Here is a 19065-nt window from a genome sequence, read left to right on the forward strand (position 1 = left end):
GTTAGTTGTACATTGTCAAGTGATGTTTACCTTAGGACAGAAACAAAAGTGCCTCTTTCTTGAGATATCCCAAGAAGGAGGCACTTAAATGGTACATCAGGCAGCTTAAGCAGCGTTAAGTTTTCGGAGCAGCTCTCCGATCATCCGGTAGGACATCTGCTTCACCTTTGGCGGCACGACCGATTCACGGATGAGACCGCCGCCAGCTTTTATCTCTTTTACCGCCTCTTCAGTCCAGACTTCTGAGTCGGCGCTGCATTCGTCAAGCTGCCGCGATGACTTTTCTAAAACAAGCGGCGCCGGGGCGACCGCTCCCGCGACGGCCATCGCCGGACGGGTTCCACCAGAGAGGCGCAGCGCGAAGTTCACGAGCGGGAAGTCGATCGACGAGCGAACGCTGTATTTCAGAAAACCGCTCTTTTCGCCCTCGGGCGGCAGCGGAATATGGAGCCTCACGAGCAGCGGGCCGCTTTCTTCGGCATATAGACCGTTCGCGGTGCTGTGCTCTGCGATCAGCTTCGTAACCGGCACTCTTTCCAGCCGCCCCTCTCTCAAGAGTTCCGCCTCGGCCTCGTAGAGTACTAACGCGGTGGCGGTGTCCGAGTAGTATATGGCACGACAGAACGGAGAGTTCCTGATTTGCAGGCAGACATCGCCGCCCGCCTTGAAGCACTTCGGCAGCGAACTGCGCCAGGAGGCGGACTGATTGAAAAATATGCAGCGCCGGTCCTGCATAAGATTGCCGCCGATCGTACCCACGTTTCTTATCTGTAATGAGGCGGTCTTTTCGGCGCTTTGCGCGAGCGCTGGAAGGTATTGCAGGACCGCGGCATCTTCGGCGATCTCCGTGAGCGTCGCCGCCGCGCCGATCGATATCTCTTTATCGGAGAGGCTTACCCCGCAAAGTTCCGGAATATTCGTCACGTCGATCAGCATGGACGGGCTTTTAAGCCCCAGCTTCATCAGCGGCACGAAGTCTGTACCGCCCGCGATAAAACGCCCCGCAAGTTTTTGCTCCTCTATCTCCGCAAGGGATTTGATCTTTATATACATTTTTTCGCCTCACTCCGTCACATTCGGCAGCACGAGGAACTCCTCGCAGAGCGGCAGCCTGCTTATCTCGCGCCCGCTCGCGCGCGACACCGCGTTCACTATCGCGGGCGCGATTGGTACCGTGCTTAGTTCACCAACGCTCTTCGCGCCGCAGGGACCCACTGGCTCGTAGCCGTCGGCGATGAGCGCGTGGATACGCGGCAGGTCGGAGGCCAGCGGTATCTTATAGTGCAGCAGGTCTGTGGAGAGCGGCTTTTTCGCGATATTATTTATTTCGATCTGCTCCGTCAGCGTGTAGCCAACTCCCTGCGCCGCGCCGCCCTCGATCTGCCCCTCCACCGTCAGGGGATTGATCGGCGTCCCCACATCCACCGCCTCGATGAGATGCAGCAGGCGTACCGCGTTTATGCTCCGGTGGTACTCCGCCTTAACCATGCAGACGGAGAACGGGTTGGGACAGGCGTCGGCCTTGTAGCATCCCCTGCCGATTATGACGCCGCCGCGCTGGTGGAACATAGCCAGCTTCACCGCCGCCCGGAAATCCAGCTTTTCCTTTCCGATGAAAAAGCTCCGGTCACAGAGCGACACCATCTCGCCGGAGAGCTCCGAGAGCAGCTTTTTCAGCGATTCATAGACGTCGAGGCAGGCGCGGCGAACCGCGGTGCCGCAGATGAAGGTCTGGCTGCTGCCGAAGGTCCCTGTGTCGTAGGGCGTGATCTTTGTGTCGGCGGCCGCTATCGAAACCTCCGCGAGCGGAATGCCAAGCGTCTCGGCGGCGATCTGCGAAAGCATCGTCTCGCTGCCTTGGCCGATATCCGCGGAGCCGACAAGCAGTTCGACGCTGCCGTCGCTGTTGACGTTCACGACCGCGGAGCTCAGCCCCTCTTTAGAGGAAGGGCCGGAGCCGTGGCAGGCAAAAGCCACGCCCCAGGCCTGAGTGATCTCGCCATCGTCGGTAACGCCCTCGGCCGCGTCTATCTCCTCGCGTTTTTCAAGGCAGAGCCGCACACATTCTTTTATTTCACAGCTCGTGACGGACTGCTCCGAACCAGGGAAATGGCCGCCGACCGCCACATGGTTTTTGAGACGCAGCTCCACCGGGTCGAGACCGAGCCTGAGCGCGAGCCGGTCTATCATCACCTCACGCGCGAAGGCGAGCTGCATGTTGCCGTATCCCCGGAACGCCCCCGCCGTCGCATGGTTGGTGAGCACGCATCTGCCGTCAAAAAAGTAATGCGGGATGGCGTACTGAAATTTTCTCGCGCCTGCGCAGAGGACGGTCGGCCCGTGCGTCGTGTAGGGGCCAGTATTCAGTTTATAGTCTGCGTAGAAAGCCGTCATGCTGCCGTCGTTCATAGCGCCAAGGCGCACGCTGGCGGAGGCTCCGTGCCTCACGACGGTGGAGGTCAGCTCCTCTTCGCGGCTGTTGACGATCTTGACCGGACGTTTGAGCTTCCGCGACAGGAGCGCGGCCACCGGCTGCGAATGAAGCTGCTGGCGCGCGCCGAAGCCACCTCCGACAGCCGGTTTCACGATGCGTATCCGGCTTTCAGGGATGCCCACAAGCTCACTGATTATCCGCCGCTCCTGAAATACGGTCTGCGAATTACTCCATATCGTAAGCTCGCGCCCGTCGCTGAAGTCACAGATACATACGGTGGGTTCGATCGCCGTATGCTGCATTGGAGGAATAAAAAAACTGCCCTCAATAACGATATCCGACTGTTTAAAGCCTTCGCCGGTGTCGCCCTCTTTGACCTCCCTCTTCCAGATAACGTTGTCTTCCGAGAGATGCGGCTGAAGCGGCTCCGCCCCCTTTTTCAAAGCTTCGTCTATCGTAAAAAACGGGCTTTGCGGCCTGTATTCCAATATCACTTTCTCACAGGCCTCGCGGCAGGCCTCGGGCGTCTCCGCCGCTATGCAGAGTATCCTGTCACCCGCGCACTTCGGCTCTTTCGTAAGGATTTTTTCATCCTTCAGGAGCAGCGCGGAGGGCGGGTTCCCCGAACAGTTATACAGTGTATCCGGCACTTCGTCTGGCAGCAGCGCCCCGACATAGCCCGGTACGGATTCCGCGGCGCTCAGGTCTATCCCGGTAACGACGGCGCGCGCGTAAGGGCTTCTGACGACGGCGGCATATACCATTCCGGGCAGCGTCATATCGTCGGTATAAACTGCCTGCCCCGTCAATTTCTCTTTCGCCTCGAGCCGCACCACCGGATGTCCGACAACGGCAAAGTTCCTCTCCATCATCTTGCCCCTCCGCCAAGTCTTTCGGCGGCGAGCTTCACCGCCTCTTCTATCTTCGTATAACCGGTGCAGCGGCAGAGGTTTCCCGAGAGAGCTTTGCGTATCTCATCCGACGACGGCGCCGGATTTTTATCGAGCAGAGCCTTCGCCGAGAGCACCATTCCGGGGATACAGTAGCCGCACTGAACGGCTCCAGCGTCATAAAAGGCCTGCTGTACAGGATGGAGCTCAGTTCCTTTCGTTAACCCCTCTATGGTGACGACCGACCTGCCGTCGGCCTGGACGGATAAGTAAGAGCATGAGTTTACCGGCTGGCCGTCAAGGAGCACGGTACAGGCGCCGCACTCACCGCTGTCGCAGCCGCGCTTGCATCCTTCCAGTCCGGCCTTTACGCGTATCGTATCCAGCAGCGTCTCATCTTCGGAGACCGCAAAAGAACAGCTCTCTCCGTTCAGGAATATCTCTATTTTGTAATCCATAACTCTCTTCCTCGCAAAATAAAATCTTGCCGTATAAAGCCAAGGGGCATGGACGGAACCGCCCCGCCCCCTTCGTAACAGTTATCTTTTGCGGATGCTTACCGCGCCTCGCCAACGCTCCTGAGGAGTGCCGCGCTCTTGACGAACTCGTAAGCCTTTTTGACATCAGGCGCAAGCGGACGGTCGTTGGTGTAAAGCGGAAGCTCCTTACGGAACGCCTCATACGCGGCGGCCGTGCCTTTGCCAAGGTTGAATTTCCCCTGCCGTTTACGGAGCTCTATCGCCTGGCAGGCATGAATGAGCTCCATTCCATATATGTACTGGAGATTTTTCACGATCTGACGCAGATGCTGCACGACCAGCGGCGTGTTGTTCGCGTGGTCCTCTATCGAACCGGAGAGCGAGAGGTAGTCTACTGAGCATGGGTTTGAGAGATGGCGTATCTCCGTGTCGAGAGAGGCGAAGCATTTCTGTATCGTTCCGAAGCAGTGCGACTGACCGCCGTCATGGCTCAGGAAACGGGGCAGTTTCGTCAGCTCCGGATTCACCAGTCTCAGCATCCGATAGCAGGACATACGCGACACGTGGCTCAGGACGATGGAGAGCATCTCTATGGCCGTGGCAAGTGTCGTAGTCTCAAAATTGGAATTTGAGATGATCCGCCTCTCGTCAAGCAGCAGACAGGGGTTGTCATCCGTGCTGTTCATCTGTATGAAGAGGTATTTCTGGGCGTATTCAAGCGCGTCGCGCAGCGAGCCGTTGATATAGGCAGCGCCCCTGAAACAGAGAGGGTCCTGTACTGGCTTTCCGGGATAGGTTCCGTAGATGTCGCTGCCCGCGAGATATTCGCGCATCCGTTCCGCGCTCTTCGCCTGCCCCTCCATCTTACGCGCCGCCATAACGCCGGCCTCAATCGGCGAGGTGTTGCCGTTGAAGCCTTCAAGCGACAGGCAGGATATTATGTCCCCCATGTCAACGAGCTCCCGCAGCTCTTTTATTGCCAGCGCCGCCTCACCAGCGGAAAAGGCGCTGGAGCTGACGATCGCAAGCCCGTCCTTCGGGCCGAGCACAACCGGATCAAGTCCGGCGAGCTTGTGCGCCTCGGCGGAGCTCATCCGGCGTCCCTTATAATTGGCCTCTCCTTCGCCGATCATCACTAGGCCGATATGCGCGAGCGGCGTCAGGTCACCCTCGCCGACGGAACCCTTTTCGGGAACTACGGGGTGCAGTCCCGCGTTCAGCAGCTCAGCATAACGGCGCGCGACCGCCGGCTGTATCCCGGTATAGCCGAGCAGCAGGCAGTTGAGCCTGACGGCCATCATCGCACGTACCTCGGCCTCGGATGCCTCGGGCTCTACGCCGAAAGAATGGCAGTAGATGAGCTTGCGGTTGAAATCCTCAAAAAACTCTTTCGCTATTTTATGGTCTTTGTTCCAGCCGACCCCGGTATTGAAACCATAGACGGGGACGTCGGCGTCTACCAGTTCGTATACCAATTTACGCGCGGCTTCGAGCTTTGCCTCGGCCTCGGGGCTGATCTCCACCTGCGCTCCGTTTACCGCAATCTCCCATACGTCGCTGACAGTCAGGTCGTTTCCCGTAAGAACTATTTTCATCAAAAATATCCCCTCTCTCCCGAGTTATTCCTGGACTTTATCCACGAAGAATACTTTGACAAAGGCGACAACCTGTACGGCGAAGATGAAGAGCACTACGAAACCGGCTGCCGCTGCAAGCGCTTTGACACCGTCGACGCCCTGCGCGCCGCCGCCGAAGGCCGCCATAATTATCGCGACAATACCGACGGAGATACCCCATATCATCTTCATCTTTGCCGGAGGCTCCGTCCCGATGGGGACGTCGCGCACGCACATCGAGCCGATGTTGGTGAGCGTCGCGTCGGCGCAGGTGATGAAGGAGGCGAGGATTACCAGAATATTTACCGGCAGCACGACATAGCCGATTCCGAACGGCAGGTGCTTGAGGAATTCCCAGAGCGCCATGACCGCGCCGCCGCTGTTGATCGCGCCGACAAGGTCCGCCGCGCCGGTCGCCTGCATGTGCATCGCGCTCGCACCCCAGATGGCAAACCAGATGATGCCGAATATCGACGGAAGGACCCAGTTGACAATCATGTATTCACGCACCGTCCTGCCGTATGAAAGCATGGCAAGGAAGATGCCGGTAACGGGGGCGTAGCCGACCCAGAAGGCCCAGTCAAAGAGCGTCCATGAACGGGTGAGCGCCGCGCCGCCGATATCGATCGGGTCAAGGCCCCAGAGCCAGAAGTTGTGCATCCAGGTGGCGAGCCCCGCCGTGCCTATCCTGAGTATGTAGAGCGTCGGCCCGGTGACGAACAGCAGGACGATAAGCCCGTAATAGAACCAGGCGTTGAGGCTGCCTATTATCTTCAGCCCCTTGTCGAGGCCGACATATGTCGAGAAGGTAAAGGCGAAGATGATCGCCACGCCGATGCCGATAAAGAGCGGCAGGCTTTCGGCGATACCGTAGGCGCTTTTGAGCCCGGTGACGGTTAGCGTGATGCACATCGTAAGCCCCGTAGCGAGGCCGATCGTCAGCGCTAGCATCGAAAGGGTGTCAATGACCGCCGAGGCTACTGGGGTCGTGATTTTGTCGCCAAAGAGCGGTTTCAGCGTCGCGGTTACCGTGAGGCTCCCCCTCTTATGGTAATAGATATAGGCGACGAGCAGGCCGCACATCGCGTAGATGGCGTAAGGTATAAAGGTCCAGTTATAGTATGTACGGGCCATCGCGAAGATCGCCGCGTTGGTCGTTCCCGGCTCGATTCCGAGGGTGTTCAGCTCCCCCCAGACGTTGCCGAAGTAAATTACAGGCTCGTTGACGCCCCAGGTGACGATCCCCGTCGCAATACCGCCGGTGAGCGCCATCGCGAACCAGGTCCAGAAACCGTACTTTGGCTTGGCGTCTTTGCCGCCTATCCTCATGCTGCCGATCTTTGAGAAGCAGGTGACGAATGCGACAAGGACAAAGCTCGCCATGATCGAGATCTGATAGAGCCACCCGAAGCTGTCGAGAGACCAGAAGAAGAACATGTTGCTGGCTTTCGTGAGCATATCTTTGTTTACGATGCCGACGATGGCCGCCACCGCGACTACGAGGTAGGCGGGAATAAATACCTCCCAGCGTATCGCCCTCTTCATATCCTCGTTTGAAGACTTTCCAGAATCCATAAGAACATCCTCCTTTGTTTTTATAATAAAGAGCCGGTTGCTCCCTATTTACATTTTGCCGCCGCCGCGATCTTCGCCGGCGTCAGCGGCAGCTCCGTGAGCGACGTTCCGAGCGCGCGGTTGACAGCGTTCACCACCGCGGCGGTCACTGGTACGGTGCAGACTTCGCCGATGCTCTTCGCCCCGAAGGGGCCGCCGGGCTCGCCGTCCTCAATGAGCATCACCTCTACCTCCGGCATATCCGGAGCGTTTACCATGTGATATTTGTCAAAGTTATCCGCCTTCGGTATTCCCTCGGCGCTGTAATCAAGCTCTTCGCAGAGGGCCATGCCGATGCCCATCTGCACGCCGCCGTATATCTGTCCCTCAACAAAGCTGCGGTTGATAGACTGGCCGATGTCGTGCGCCGCAAGGTAGCGGTCCACCTTCACAAGGCCGGAGAGCCTGTCGACCGTTACCTGCGCGAAGTGTACCCCAAAAGAGGCGGGGTTGTTCTCCGGGGCGTGTTCGTAATGGGCCTCGATCGAGCAGCGCTTTTCGCGCATTATGCGCCGCACCGCTTCGCCGATCTCTATTTTATCTCCGCCCGCGGCGAGGACGCCGTCGTGAAGCTCCACGGAGGTGTCGTATATCTCGGAGGCCTTCGCGCAGAGCAATTTAACCGCCTCCTCGGAGACGAGGCGCGCGCATTCGCCGCAGACGTAGATCACGCGGCTGGCCTGGCATCCGGCGTCGTAGGAGCTGAAGTTCGTATCGCCTTCGGTGACGGTGATCCGCGAAATATCTATCCCCGTCGTCTCGGCGACGATCTGGGCCAGCGCAGTCGTCGTTCCGTTGCCGAGCTCGTGGATCGCCGTGCGCAGGATCGCCGAACCATCCTCAAGGATACGCAGAGACATCTGCGTCATATCATGGTATATGGTCTTGTAGTAACCGTTGCCGTGCGTACAGCAGGCAAAGCCCGCGCCGGTGGCGTAGCGTCCGTCGGCACTCAGCCGCGGCTCGCGGCATTCGTCCCAGCCAAAGCGCCGCGCTCCCTCTTCGAGACATTCGATGACGCGGGCGTGGCCGATATTCGACGCGCCGCTGGGGTCGGCGTCGCCGTCGTGCACAAGGTTTTCAAGGCGGAAGCGCAGCGGGTCGAGGCCGAGCCTGCGGCACATAAGGTCCGTGTGGATCTCGGTTATCGTGTGGATCTGCGGCGAACCGTAGCCGCGGCAGGCGCCCGCCGGAGTCGTGGAGGTGCGCACTGTGCGTCCCTCAAAGCGCAGCGCCGGAATGCGGTAGAGGCGCGAAGCCTTTTTCCCCATCGCCATCATCACCTTTTTCGTTCCGGTCAGGTAGGCTCCGGCGTCGGCCGTTATGTCGAATTTACGCGCGAGGATACGTCCCTCGCCGTCGAGCGCCGTCGTGACGCGGCCAAGCGCCGCAGCGCGCGTGCGCGTCGCGGCCATCGTCTCGCCGCGGTTCGTGTTGATAAATACGGGACGGCGCAGCTTCCAAGCAGCCCAGGCGCAGAGAGGTTCAAAGACGCTCTCTTGTTTGCCGCCGAAGGTCCCGCCCATGTTCGCCTTGATGACGCGGATCTTCGAAAGCGGCAGAGGCAGCACCTGCGCCACCGCGTGCTGTACGCCGAAGATTATCTGGCAGGGCGTGTGGATCTCGATAACCCTTTCCGGGCGCGGAATGGCGAGGACGCAGTGCGTCTCCATCGCCGCGTGATGTATCTTAGGCGTGTATATTACGTCGCTTTCGATGTGCGCGGCGGCGGCGAAAGCGCCCTCGACGTCGCCGTACCCGAGGCTGCCGGGGAAGGAGCGCTGTCCATCCTCATGGAGCATATGCGCCATCTCCTGCGCCTCGCTCAGGCTGACGACCGCGGGGAGCGGCTCGTACTCCACACTTATCTTTTGCAGCGCAGCGCGGGCGCTCTTTTCGTCTTCCGCAAGGACAAGGCCGATGCGGTCGCCCACGTGACGCGCGTGTCCCGTGAGGACCGTCTCGTCACGAAAATCGTTCTGTCCGGGGAACCATTCGCCGCTGTTGTATTTATTGTCCGGCGCCTCCCTGAAGGTCAGTATCGTCACGCCCTCAATCTTTTCCGCCTCCGCGGTATCGATCTCCTTTATGAGCGCGTTGGCCCGCGTGCTGAGAAGCGGGATGCCGACCAGCGTGTCCTGCGGCAGAGAATCGGCGAGATAGTCATACCTGCCGCGTACCTTATCGGCGGAATCTTCGCGGATCACCCGTTTGCCAATATACTTAAACTCATCTTTTTTCATCTGCATCCGGCCTCCTCCGCCCGCCTTCCCAGCAGTACGCATATATCCTGCGCGAGCGCGCGCAGCGCCGACTGTTTGTAGGGCAGCGTAGATCTTCCCGGTATCGCCTCGGCGGCGAGCCCGCAGAGCTCTTCCGGCAGTTTTTGCGCGAAATTAGGCGTATTGAGCGCTGCCTCCGCGCCGGCGCACCTTCTCGCTGCCGCGCCCAGCGTTCCCACATAGACCCGCGCCTCTTTATAAAGGCCGTTTTCGCGGCGCGCGGAGACGGCGATGTTTATTCTGGAGATGCTGACCTGGCTGCGGCTGCCGATCTTTAAGAAGGCCGATATCCGTCCATCGTCAGCGGGAATGAGAAACTCCTTGATGATCTCGCCCTCGGAAAGGCTGTTTTTGTTTCTTCCCACAATCTCCTCGACGGAGGCCCGCCGCTCTCCGCAGGGTGAGGCGATGACGACCGCCGCGCCCAGCGCGGCAAGCGGCGCGGGGGTATCCGCGGCGGGAGAGGCGTTCGCAACATTGCCGCCGACGGTGGCGCGGTTCCTTATCTGTTCGGAGCCCATCACATAGGCGGCGTCGGCCAGAGCCGCGGCGTATCTGCGCACGATGTCGCTGCCGTGCAGCGCCGTCATCGTCTCCATCGCGCCGATGCGAAGATATCCGCCTTCAACGGAAATGCCCCTCAATTCGGCTATCCGCGAGATATCGGCCACCGCCGCGCCGGGGGCGAGCTTTCCGTGGTTCTTTATTATCCAGTCGGTGCCGCCCGCGAGAAATTCCATTCCCGGACGGTATGCCGAAAAGAGTTCTTCCAAAGTGCAGGGACGTTCGAGACCGCTCATCTATCCCCGCCTCCCAGCAGCGCCGCCGCCTTTTCAACGGCATTCACGATGGGGATGTATCCCGTACAGCGGCAGATGTTGCCCGCGAGCGCACGTTTGATATCGTCGCGGCTCGGGCGGGGATTTTTCAGCAGCAGGGCCTTGGCGGACATTATCATGCCGGGGGTGCAGAAGCCGCACTGCACGGCGTCGCAGTCGATAAAGGCCTGCTGTATCACGTCAAGTTCGCCGTTTTTCTCAAGCCCCTCGATCGTCGTCACCGAACAGCCGTCGGCCTGAACGGCGGGCACAACGCAGGAGCAGACGGCCTCGCCGTCGAGCAGCACCGTACAGGCGCCGCACTCCCCCGCGCCGCAGCCCTCTTTCACGCCCGTGAGTCGGAAGTTGCCGCGCAGCATATCGATCAGCCGCGTGTCGGCGTCGACCTCCGCCGTTTTTGTCTCTCCATTAAGGTTCAATGAAATCCGCATTATTCTCTCCTCGTAATAACCAACACATCGAAGCCACCTGCCGGTATCCGCACGGCGGGGCTCCGTTCCGCAAACGCCGCGATCAGAGCGCCAGGAGTTTTCCCGTCAGCTCCACGGCGTAGTAAAACTTACGGGCGGCGGTGAAGCTGAATTCCACATGGTCCTCCTGACCGCCCTTCGTCGGTATGGAATCCGCGCTCACCTGCATGGCGCAGGTTTTTATCTTATTCAGCAGGTGGCGGGCCTCGCTCTTCGCAAGGCCGCCGGTCTTTTCATGGAGGCCGTTCGCCAGCTCGGCAATGACGGTGTTCATCATGTCCATCGCGTAGCCGACCTGCGTATTGCTGCAGTTGCAGCCCATCACCGCCTCATAGCCGCCTTCGGGCAGTTCAAAGAGCAGCGGGTTGTCGCAGGAGATATTGTTTTCCCTGTTAAGAACGCCCTTCGTGAAGCCTATGACCTCGCGGCAGCCCTCATAGAACTCAGGCAGCTCCCCGCCGGAGGAAAGACGCGCCTCGATCCCCGCCGACAGCTCCTCAAAGCGCAGGAAGGCAAGCACAGCGATCGCCTGCGTCATCGTCGAACCGTTCATCTGCGCAAGGACCTCTTTGCATTCAAGCGTAAAGCTCTCCGCCAGTCCCGCAAGGCGCAGCGCCTCACGCGAGGGGAGAAGATTTCCGCGATAGTAGGCCTTCGCCTCGTCGAGCCCCGCTACCGTCATAACGTTCTGCGCGAGCGGCCCTAGGTCGGAGAGTCCCGTCGAGCCCTCGCTGTGCACGGCTGGCGCGACCTTGGCGTTATATATGGAGAGTATCCTCTCAATAAGCTCAGGGCGCACGCCGCTGTAACCACGCGCAAGCACGTTGGCGCGCAGCAGCAGCGAGGTCAGCGTCACTTCGGGCGGCAGATATTCCCCCATACCCGCGGCGTGCGGATACGGCAGGGTCTTGTTCCATTCGATATGTTTTTCGGGCGGCACCACCACGTCTTTGAGATTGCCGAGGCCAGTGTTGACGCCGTAGACTACGGGAGCGTCCTTCTCCATCCAGCGGTCGATCTGAGCGCGCGTGGCGCGGCAGCGCGCGGAGGCCTCTTCGGAGAGAGCTACCCGCGCCTCTTTATCGGCCGTTATCCGGCCGATCATGTCCAGTGTAAGGCTGTTTCCATCTATATAGTAAAGACTCATCGCTGCCGCTCCCCTCTATCTGAGCCCGCCGACAGTTGCTTCGACGGCTTTCAAAACTTCACCGCTCGTAATGAAACGGTCCGCCTCGTTCATATCCGGCGAGACAAAGCGGTTCTCGGTCATCATCGCAATCTTTTCGCGCACCTTATCTTTAGCGGCCGCCGTTCCTAGGCCAAATGAGAGCTCAGGGAGCCTCTCTTTGACGATATCCATTCCCTGGCAGGCCATCAGCAGCTCTATCGCCATCACTTTGGACAAAAGCGGCAGCGCCCGCAGCATCTTGCAGGCCGCGTAATAGGCGGCGCATTCGCCGGGGGCCTTTACGACTGCGCTGGGCAGCACAAGCAGCTTCAGCTCGGCGACCAAAGCCGCCTGGTTCGACTGCACCACGGGGAAGCCGTGGTTAAGCCCCGTAGCGCCGTGAGTGAGGTTCATCGGCAGGCCGTACGAAAGACGGCTGTCGTTGAGCCGGAAGGTGCGGCGTTCGCAGATGTGCGCCAGATCGGCAAGGGCCGTCTCCAGGCCGTCAAGCGCGTATTCGGCGCCGTAACCGCTGCCGCCCTCCAATATCGCCCTCTCCACCACATCTTCGGCAAAGTAGCAGACGTCTCTAGCGCCGCCGTGCGTCTGCGGCGTGGCGCGGACGCAGATCGCGTCCTGCACGCGCGGATGGGTATCATAGCCGAAGGCATAGCGCCCCTCGTCCGTGGTCATCCGGCTGCCATCGACAAGACGGCGCACATTCGACGCGCAGTCTATCTGCCCAGGGAAGGGACGCGCGACAGAAGAGAGACGGTCGTCGAAGGCTCCAAGCTCGCCGCGGATCGCCTCGAGGTTGAGAGCCACGGCGATGTCCGCAACTTTCATATACTCATGGGCCTTGGATACGGCATACCACGCGATGCCGTTTACCACGCAGCGGCTCTTCGCGACAAACTCCCAATCTTCGGGGAGAGCGCCCACAGACGACAGATGTCCGAAGAGCTCCGCCAGCAGCAGCTCCTCGGAGTTTGTCTCGTAGTGGAGCGACGGCGAGTCATCCGCGCACAGCATCTTTTCCAGCGCGGAGGCCAGTCTGTTTTCTTTGCATATAAGAGTTTCAAAATAAAGAAGAGATATGACGCGCTTCGCCGCCTCAAGCGGCAGTACGGAACAGGAAAGATCAAGCATCTTCTTCGCTTCGCTGAACGAGAATCCCTCGGCCATGCGGCGCGGAGGCCGAGATTTCGCCGCTGCCTGCCGTACGGACTCCGGCGTAAATCCGGAAGATACGATCGTTTCAAGACAATTTTGCATAGCAGTGTCCCCCTTTTATAGATCCCGCCGCCCTCCGCCGCGGCAGAGCCGAAAACGGAAACAACGACGGGGCAAACTCTATTTTTAATTAAACTTCGGCTGAATTTACACACTTTTCTGTCCGTTTACATTCTACTCCGGCCCCGTCAATCAAACGTCAAAGTTTTATAAAAATATATAAGGACGTACGGCATACGTTTTTACGTCATACTATTATCCTGATATAATCTAAATAATTGCGGAAACGGAAGAGGGCGAAGATGTGAAATTAAAGATATCGCTGCTTGGAAACAGTTTGATCGAATATGAGGGAAAAAGGATTGCGTTCAAGCTCCACAAGGCGGAGGCATTACTGTACTATATCGCGCTGAACAAAGAGGTGACACGCGACGAACTGAAGGCCGTATTCTGGTACGATAAAAACGAGTCACAGGCCTCGGCAAACCTCAGAAACGCCCTCTATCTTATAAACAACATCATGCCGGAGGCGCTCGACGTAGACCGGAGAACCGTTACGATCCGCCCCTTCGACGACGATATAAGAGGTCTCGGCGCCGTCACCGACCCTAAGATACCAATTCCCTCCGCCGTCTACGCCGCTCCGCTTAAAGGTTTATCGTCACTGAATTCCCCCGCTTTCAGCGAATGGCTGGAGGCCGCTAGAGGCAAGATCAGGGAGGGACTCATCGAGCTGATAAAGAAACGCATTGAGGCGGCCTATGAGGCGCAGAACAACGAAGCGCTCGGCGAATCGCTGGCCGCCCTCCTCAGACTGGACCCCTTCGACGAGGACTCCGTGCTTGAGCTGATGGAGCTCTATTCAAATATGGGTCAGGACAGGCGCGCCGCGGAGCTGTTCCAGAGTTATTCGTCACTGCTCAGCTCAAAGCTGGCAATCGCCCCCTCGGAGAGGGCAAAGAAATTTTACGCGAAGATCGTCGGACGCCGCGGCAAAAAAGAGGGGCAGCAAAGATTCTGGTGCCGTGAGCGGGAGCTTGCGCTGCTCTCGGAGAAACTCGCCGACGCCGCCCCCTGCCTGCTTTTCATACACGGCGAGGCCGGTATTGGAAAATCAACGCTCATAAACGAGCTTCTCTCAACGACGCCAGCGGATGATATCTCCCTGCTCTCCACCAAAGCCACGGCCATCGGCGGTAACTACGCCTATTCCTCGTGGAACAACATCCTCCGGGAGCTGCGCCTCCTTCTGGACAGGGAGGGGGCCGCGCCCGACAAGAGGACCGCCTCGATGCTGGCGGGGATATCGCCAGGATTCATAAAAGACGAAGGGCTCTCCTTCAACGCCGATATCTCAAGTATGACGGAGATAAACCCCGTCGCGCTCGGCGCGATGATCGCCGACCTCGTTGCCGTTATTGCTAAAAACAGACCAGTAGTGATGGTCTTCGAGGACATCCACTGGTTTGATACGCGCTCCATCGAACTCCTCTGCGCCTTTCTCTCCTGCGCGCCGCGGGCGGATATAATCATCTCCGGACGTCCGGAGTCCGCACGGATGACGATGGCGATGCTCCGGCAGGCAAAGAGCGGACGCGCGATCACCGAGGTGGAGCTGACGCCCTTCCGCGACGAAGAGATAATATATATAAGCCGCAGCCTGCTTCCCGAGAGCACGATCCGTGAGCGCGGCCTTTCGTATTTTGTCCGCGAAAGCGAGGGCGTGCCGCTCATGCTCTTTGAGATACTGCGTACTCTGAGGGAAAACCCCGGCTCCGACTGCACGAAGGGGCTTGGAGGCCTCATAATCGAGCGCATGGGCGAGCTGGACCAACGCGAGCGCGACGTGCTGAACGCAGTCGCCGTATGCGTCGGCGGAACATCGGAGATCATCTCCGAGATAACGCTGATACCGATAGAAGAGACATTGGCCGCCGCAGAGCTGCTCATCTCCAAAGGCCTCATCCGCGAACGTGAGGGGTCCGGCGGCGCCGTCTGGGAATTTACCCATCTCAAACTGCGTGAATGCGTCTACGACTCTATCCCCGCGGCGCGGCGCCGCGAGCTCCACCGACGCGCCGCCGCCGCGCTCAACAAGAGATATCTGCCTCAGCACTGGGACCCCGCGCTCAGCGCGATGCTGAGCCACCATTACGCGAAGGCGGGAGAGCGGGTGCTGGAGCTGAAACAATACCTGCGTGAGCTTATCTTCGACATCACGCTCAATCACGACCTCTTTCCTATGCTCTCCGACCGCCTGTTCCTCTCATGCTCCATACCCTTCAGCAGCCGCGAAGAGACGGACAAGAAGGTGGAACATGCGATCTCCATATTGGACGAGCTGAGAGGTTCCGAGGCGCTCACCGAGAGGGAATACGCACAGCTGGAGGCATCATGCTTCGAACTGGCCGGCGGTTACCGCATCAGCTGGGGAGAGTACACCGGCGCTAAGCTCTATACGGACGAGGCGATACATATCTCAAAACAGTACGGCTTTACCGAGACTCACATACACTGCCTCAAACATTACGCCTATATGTACCTCCAGATCGAAGAGGCGGATAAACTGATAAAGGTTTCCCGCGAATTGCTGCGCCTCGCCAAGGAGGCCCCTGCGCCGCACTATTTCGCCACGGCGGTGCGTTTCATCGGCATGGGGTACATGATGAGGGGAAATTACGCGGCGGCGGAAAAGATATTCCTTCACTCCGTCAAGCTCTTTGAGCAGATGCAGCTGACCGGCAGGAGATACACCCTCGGAATGCTTGTCGCCAAATGCTACCTCGGGGAGATCTACGAGCGAACCGGCGACCTGGAGCGGGCGGCGGCGCAGCTCTCCGAATGTACGCGGCAGTGCGAGGCGATGAATCTTTATTGGGGAAGAAGCTACTTTCACACCACCGCCGCAAACATCGCGCTTGACGCGGGAAATATGGAGGGGCTCTTCTCCCACATAGACCGGGCGGCGGCCCTCTTTGAAAGCTGCCGCGGCGGCCGCTGCGGATCGATACTGTACAGCACCAAGGCCATCGCAGACGCGGAGCGCGGCGATTTTGAGGGCGCTCGCAAGGCGCTTGAGAACTCGGAGCTGCTTCTGCGCCTTATCGCAAAGCGCGACTGGATCGCCGCCCATAACCTGGCTAAGGCCTGGACGGCGCGTCTGAGCGGCGGGGATTTTTCCGGCGACGCCATGACGGCGGCAAAGCAGTACGGGGAGAACGGTTTCCCGCTGCGCGCCGACTGGATAAGAAAAAAGTTCGGCCTCGGCGGGTAAGATAAAGGCAACATTTAAAAAGCGGGCCGTCCCAATCCAGGGACGGCCCGCTTTCGTTATCTTTAAAAATTTATTCCGCCCAGTAGTTCGGGGCTTCCTTCGTGATAACCACGTCGTGCGGATGGCTCTCCTTCATCGAGGCGGCCGTCACCTGTACAAACTGCGACTCCTCATGGAGCCGTTCGAGCGTCGCCGCGCCTACGTAGCCCATACCGGCGCGGATGCCGCCGACCATCTGGTAAATGACCCCCGAGATGGGCCCCTTGTGAGGAACCATGCCCTCTATGCCTTCGGGGACGAGCTTATCCTCCGTAGTGCCCTCCTGGAAGTAGCGGTCTTTGCTGCAGCCGCCCTTCATCGCGCCGAGCGACCCCATGCCGCGGTAGCTCTTGAAGGAGCGTCCCTTGTAGATGACGGCCTCTCCCGGGCTCTCCTCGGTTCCGGCGAAGAGCGAGCCGATCATAACGACGTCGCCGCCCGCCGCAAGCGCTTTGACGATATCGCCCGAGTAGCGGATACCGCCGTCGGCGACCACGGTCTTGCCGCGCCTGTGGGCGGCTTCGGAGACGTTCATCACCGCCGCGACCTGAGGCACGCCGATACCGGCGACGATCCTCGTCGTGCAGATCGAGCCGGGGCCGATACCCACCTTCACACCGTCGGCGCCCGCGTCAATAAGCGCCTCCGCCGCCGCCGCGGTGGCAATGTTGCCGCCGATGAGCGGCAGGTCGGGATAGAGGGCACGAAGGTCTCTGACCATGTCAATGACCATTTTTGAATGGCCATGCGCCGTATCGACGATGATAACGTCGACGCCGGCCTTCACCAGCGCCGCCGCCCGGTCCTTCGCGTCGCTGCCGACGCCGATTGCCGCGCCGGCGCGCAGGCGTCCGTGCGAGTCCTTCGTGGCATTGGGGAAGGCCTTCGCCTTGAGGATGTCTTTTATCGTGATGAGCCCTTTAAGCTTATTGTCCTTATCAACTATCGGGAGCTTCTCCACCTTCGAACCCATGAGGATGTTTTTCGCGTCGTCGAGCGTCGTTCCCATCGGCGCCGTTATCAGGTGTTCCTTCGTCATAACGTTGGAGATCGGCTGGTCGAGGTTCGTCACAAAGCGCAGATCGCGGTTGGTGATGATGCCTACCAGGCGGATCTGGTCGTCGACGACCGGCACGCCCGATATATGATAGTGTTCCATAAGGGCGACCGCCTCGCGCACAGAGTCGGAAGGGTGGCGGTAGAATGGGTCGACGATGACGCCCGATTCTGAGCGCTTTACCTTATCGACCTCGATCGCCTGCTTCTCTATCGGGAGGTTGCGGTGCATGATACCGATGCCGCCCTCGCGCGCCAGCGCGATCGCGAGGCGTGCCTCGGTGACGGTGTCCATCGCGGCGCTGCATATCGGGATGTTAAGGTCGATCTGAGGCGTCAGCTTCGTCGAGACGTCGACCTTGGCCGGCACCACTTCGCTGTAGCCCGGTACCAGAAGCACGTCGTCAAATGTAAAGCCCTGATATTCAACAAACTTGTTTTTTTTGTTATCACCCATGTTTTCAAAAGGCCTCCGTTGTTTAATTATTATTTATCTATTTTTACCGCGGCCCCGGTGGGAATCAGCCGTGAGATGGTCGCCACCCCGTGGCATATCATACACTCGCCCCTGCCCGCGCTGCCGCAGCTTTCTGCCGATTTTATCTTCATGTTGAAGAGCCGTCTCTCTTCTCCGCCGCCAAGTTCACCGTTCATCTTATCGATGAAGCGCGGCACTAGATGCCCCATGCGCGGCCTCTGGGCGTTGAGCGTCACGTCCACCCAGTCGACGCGCCAGCCCTTAGACGAGAGCAGCGAGAGTACGCTGTGCAGCAGCGTAACGCTGTCCGCGCCGCGCCACCGTTCATCTGAGGCGGGAAAGAGCGTGCCGATATCCGGCTCGCCCGCCGCGCCCAGCAGCGCGTCCATCACCGTATGCGTCACAAGGTCGGCGTCCGAATGGCCCAACAGGCCAAATTTTTCTCCCTCAAGACGGATGCCCGCGATTATCAGCGGACGCCCCTCAACAAGTTGGTGGATATCATAACCGTGTCCAGTTCTTTTTTCAATAGCCCTTTCGGTCAAAGCGCAAGCCATCTCCCAATCAAACGGCGTCGTCACCTTAAAATTCCTCTCTTCGCCCGCCACATAGGCAAGCCTCTCCCCCGCCGCGAGCCAGACTGAGGCCTCGTCGGTCCCCTCAAGGCCGCCCTCTTCGATCACCCGGATGAGCCGCTCACGCTCAAAGGCCTGCGGCGTCTGGGTGCGGAAATAGAGGCTGCGGTCGGCGCAGGATATTTTTTCATCCTCTATCCTCTTCAGGGAATCGACGGAGGGCAGCAGCGGTATCGCCCCGCCGCCCTCAGCGGCGGCGGCCATCAGCCTGCGGCACAGGGCAGGGGTTATAAAAGGGCGGGCCCCATCGTGAACAAGCACGTGTGACCCGCTGCATTTCATGAGCCCTTTGACCACGGATTCGGAGCGCGTCGCCCCACCGCATGTCACAGTGAGCTCTATATCTTCCGTCTCCCTGCGTATCTCCGCCTCATACTCGCGCGGCACCACAAGGACGATATCCTCTATCTCTCCGCGGCGGCGCAGCTCTTCGGCAGCCGCCCATGACCATCTCCACAGCGGCTTCCCCAACAGTTCGCGAAACTGTTTCGGCTCGCCGCCGAGCCTTCTTCCGGAGCCCCCGGCCGCTATCAGGAATGACCAGCGCGGAGCGTCCAT

Annotated in this window: 13 protein-coding genes; 1 reads left to right on the top strand and 12 read right to left on the bottom strand. The window is 59.4% G+C overall.

Translation table 11 applies throughout. The features are described from left to right. Nucleotides 1–105: 105 nt before the first annotated feature. From BED41_RS09230 to BED41_RS09275, 10 genes are all read right to left on the bottom strand, one after another. The gene (locus tag BED41_RS09230) at nucleotides 106–1053 is read right to left on the bottom strand and encodes an FAD binding domain-containing protein (protein ID WP_066745141.1); all 948 of its coding nucleotides are present in this window, start codon (nucleotides 1051–1053) and stop codon (nucleotides 106–108) included. 9 nt (nucleotides 1054–1062) lie between these two features. Beyond that, entirely contained in the window at nucleotides 1063–3306 is a 2244-nt protein-coding gene (locus tag BED41_RS09235) for a xanthine dehydrogenase family protein molybdopterin-binding subunit (protein WP_084002377.1), read from the bottom strand. Then, complete coding sequence (locus BED41_RS09240) at nucleotides 3303–3782, bottom strand: (2Fe-2S)-binding protein (RefSeq protein ID WP_066745146.1); 480 nt, start codon at nucleotides 3780–3782, stop codon at nucleotides 3303–3305. Before BED41_RS09240 ends, BED41_RS09235 begins: the two co-directional genes overlap by 4 nt. Nucleotides 3783–3880: 98 nt before the next feature. Next, nucleotides 3881–5398, bottom strand: a complete 1518-nt coding sequence (locus BED41_RS09245) for an HAL/PAL/TAL family ammonia-lyase (RefSeq protein ID WP_066745148.1) — start codon at nucleotides 5396–5398, stop codon at nucleotides 3881–3883. A 24-nt stretch (nucleotides 5399–5422) separates the two neighbouring features. Further along, on the bottom strand, nucleotides 5423–6994 hold the full coding sequence (locus BED41_RS09250; protein WP_066745150.1) for a BCCT family transporter: 1572 nt from the start codon (nucleotides 6992–6994) through the stop codon (nucleotides 5423–5425). 44 nt (nucleotides 6995–7038) lie between these two features. Next, entirely contained in the window at nucleotides 7039–9282 is a 2244-nt protein-coding gene (locus BED41_RS09255) for a xanthine dehydrogenase family protein molybdopterin-binding subunit (protein ID WP_229712279.1), read from the bottom strand. Next, nucleotides 9273–10115, bottom strand: a complete 843-nt coding sequence (locus BED41_RS09260; RefSeq protein ID WP_066745152.1) for an FAD binding domain-containing protein — start codon at nucleotides 10113–10115, stop codon at nucleotides 9273–9275. Before BED41_RS09260 ends, BED41_RS09255 begins: the two co-directional genes overlap by 10 nt. Continuing rightward, complete coding sequence (locus BED41_RS09265) at nucleotides 10112–10585, bottom strand: (2Fe-2S)-binding protein (protein ID WP_066745154.1); 474 nt, start codon at nucleotides 10583–10585, stop codon at nucleotides 10112–10114. Before BED41_RS09265 ends, BED41_RS09260 begins: the two co-directional genes overlap by 4 nt. An 82-nt stretch (nucleotides 10586–10667) precedes the next feature. After that, on the bottom strand, nucleotides 10668–11771 hold the full coding sequence (locus BED41_RS09270; RefSeq protein ID WP_066745155.1) for an aromatic amino acid ammonia-lyase: 1104 nt from the start codon (nucleotides 11769–11771) through the stop codon (nucleotides 10668–10670). A gap of 15 nt (nucleotides 11772–11786) precedes the next feature. After that, nucleotides 11787–13067 (bottom strand): aromatic amino acid lyase, encoded by a 1281-nt coding sequence (locus BED41_RS09275; protein ID WP_066745158.1) that lies wholly within the window; start codon nucleotides 13065–13067, stop codon nucleotides 11787–11789. Between the two features lie 262 nt (nucleotides 13068–13329). Between BED41_RS09275 and BED41_RS09280 the strand changes: the two genes are divergently transcribed. After that, nucleotides 13330–16299, top strand: a complete 2970-nt coding sequence (locus tag BED41_RS09280; protein ID WP_066745161.1) for an ATP-binding protein — start codon at nucleotides 13330–13332, stop codon at nucleotides 16297–16299. A 70-nt stretch (nucleotides 16300–16369) separates the two neighbouring features. On the opposite strand, the gene guaB is transcribed toward BED41_RS09280, so the two are convergent. Further along, nucleotides 16370–17851 carry an IMP dehydrogenase gene (gene guaB, locus BED41_RS09285; RefSeq protein ID WP_066745164.1) on the bottom strand — a complete coding sequence of 494 codons (1482 nt, stop codon included), beginning with the start codon at nucleotides 17849–17851 and terminating at the stop codon, nucleotides 16370–16372. A 29-nt stretch (nucleotides 17852–17880) separates the two neighbouring features. Continuing rightward, the gene (ispF, locus tag BED41_RS09290) at nucleotides 17881–19065 is read right to left on the bottom strand and encodes a 2-C-methyl-D-erythritol 2,4-cyclodiphosphate synthase (protein ID WP_066745167.1); all 1185 of its coding nucleotides are present in this window, start codon (nucleotides 19063–19065) and stop codon (nucleotides 17881–17883) included.

It is taken from the genome of Cloacibacillus porcorum (assembly GCF_001701045.1).
In the GTDB taxonomy this organism is placed as follows: domain Bacteria; phylum Synergistota; class Synergistia; order Synergistales; family Synergistaceae; genus Cloacibacillus; species Cloacibacillus porcorum.

What these genes read in the sequence shown, in the direction of transcription:
- BED41_RS09230 (WP_066745141.1), bottom strand. Translation starts at nt 1,053, where the DNA reads ATGTATATAAAGATCAAATCCCTTGCGGAGATAGAGGAGCAAAAACTT.
- BED41_RS09235 (WP_084002377.1), bottom strand. Translation starts at nt 3,306, where the DNA reads ATGATGGAGAGGAACTTTGCCGTTGTCGGACATCCGGTGGTGCGGCTC.
- BED41_RS09240 (WP_066745146.1), bottom strand. Translation starts at nt 3,782, where the DNA reads ATGGATTACAAAATAGAGATATTCCTGAACGGAGAGAGCTGTTCTTTT.
- BED41_RS09245 (WP_066745148.1), bottom strand. Translation starts at nt 5,398, where the DNA reads ATGAAAATAGTTCTTACGGGAAACGACCTGACTGTCAGCGACGTATGG.
- BED41_RS09250 (WP_066745150.1), bottom strand. Translation starts at nt 6,994, where the DNA reads ATGGATTCTGGAAAGTCTTCAAACGAGGATATGAAGAGGGCGATACGC.
- BED41_RS09255 (WP_229712279.1), bottom strand. Translation starts at nt 9,282, where the DNA reads ATGCAGATGAAAAAAGATGAGTTTAAGTATATTGGCAAACGGGTGATC.
- BED41_RS09260 (WP_066745152.1), bottom strand. Translation starts at nt 10,115, where the DNA reads ATGAGCGGTCTCGAACGTCCCTGCACTTTGGAAGAACTCTTTTCGGCA.
- BED41_RS09265 (WP_066745154.1), bottom strand. Translation starts at nt 10,585, where the DNA reads ATGCGGATTTCATTGAACCTTAATGGAGAGACAAAAACGGCGGAGGTC.
- BED41_RS09270 (WP_066745155.1), bottom strand. Translation starts at nt 11,771, where the DNA reads ATGAGTCTTTACTATATAGATGGAAACAGCCTTACACTGGACATGATC.
- BED41_RS09275 (WP_066745158.1), bottom strand. Translation starts at nt 13,067, where the DNA reads ATGCAAAATTGTCTTGAAACGATCGTATCTTCCGGATTTACGCCGGAG.
- guaB (WP_066745164.1), bottom strand. Translation starts at nt 17,851, where the DNA reads ATGGGTGATAACAAAAAAAACAAGTTTGTTGAATATCAGGGCTTTACA.
- ispF (WP_066745167.1), bottom strand. Translation starts at nt 19,065, where the DNA reads ATGGACGCTCCGCGCTGGTCATTCCTGATAGCGGCCGGGGGCTCCGGA.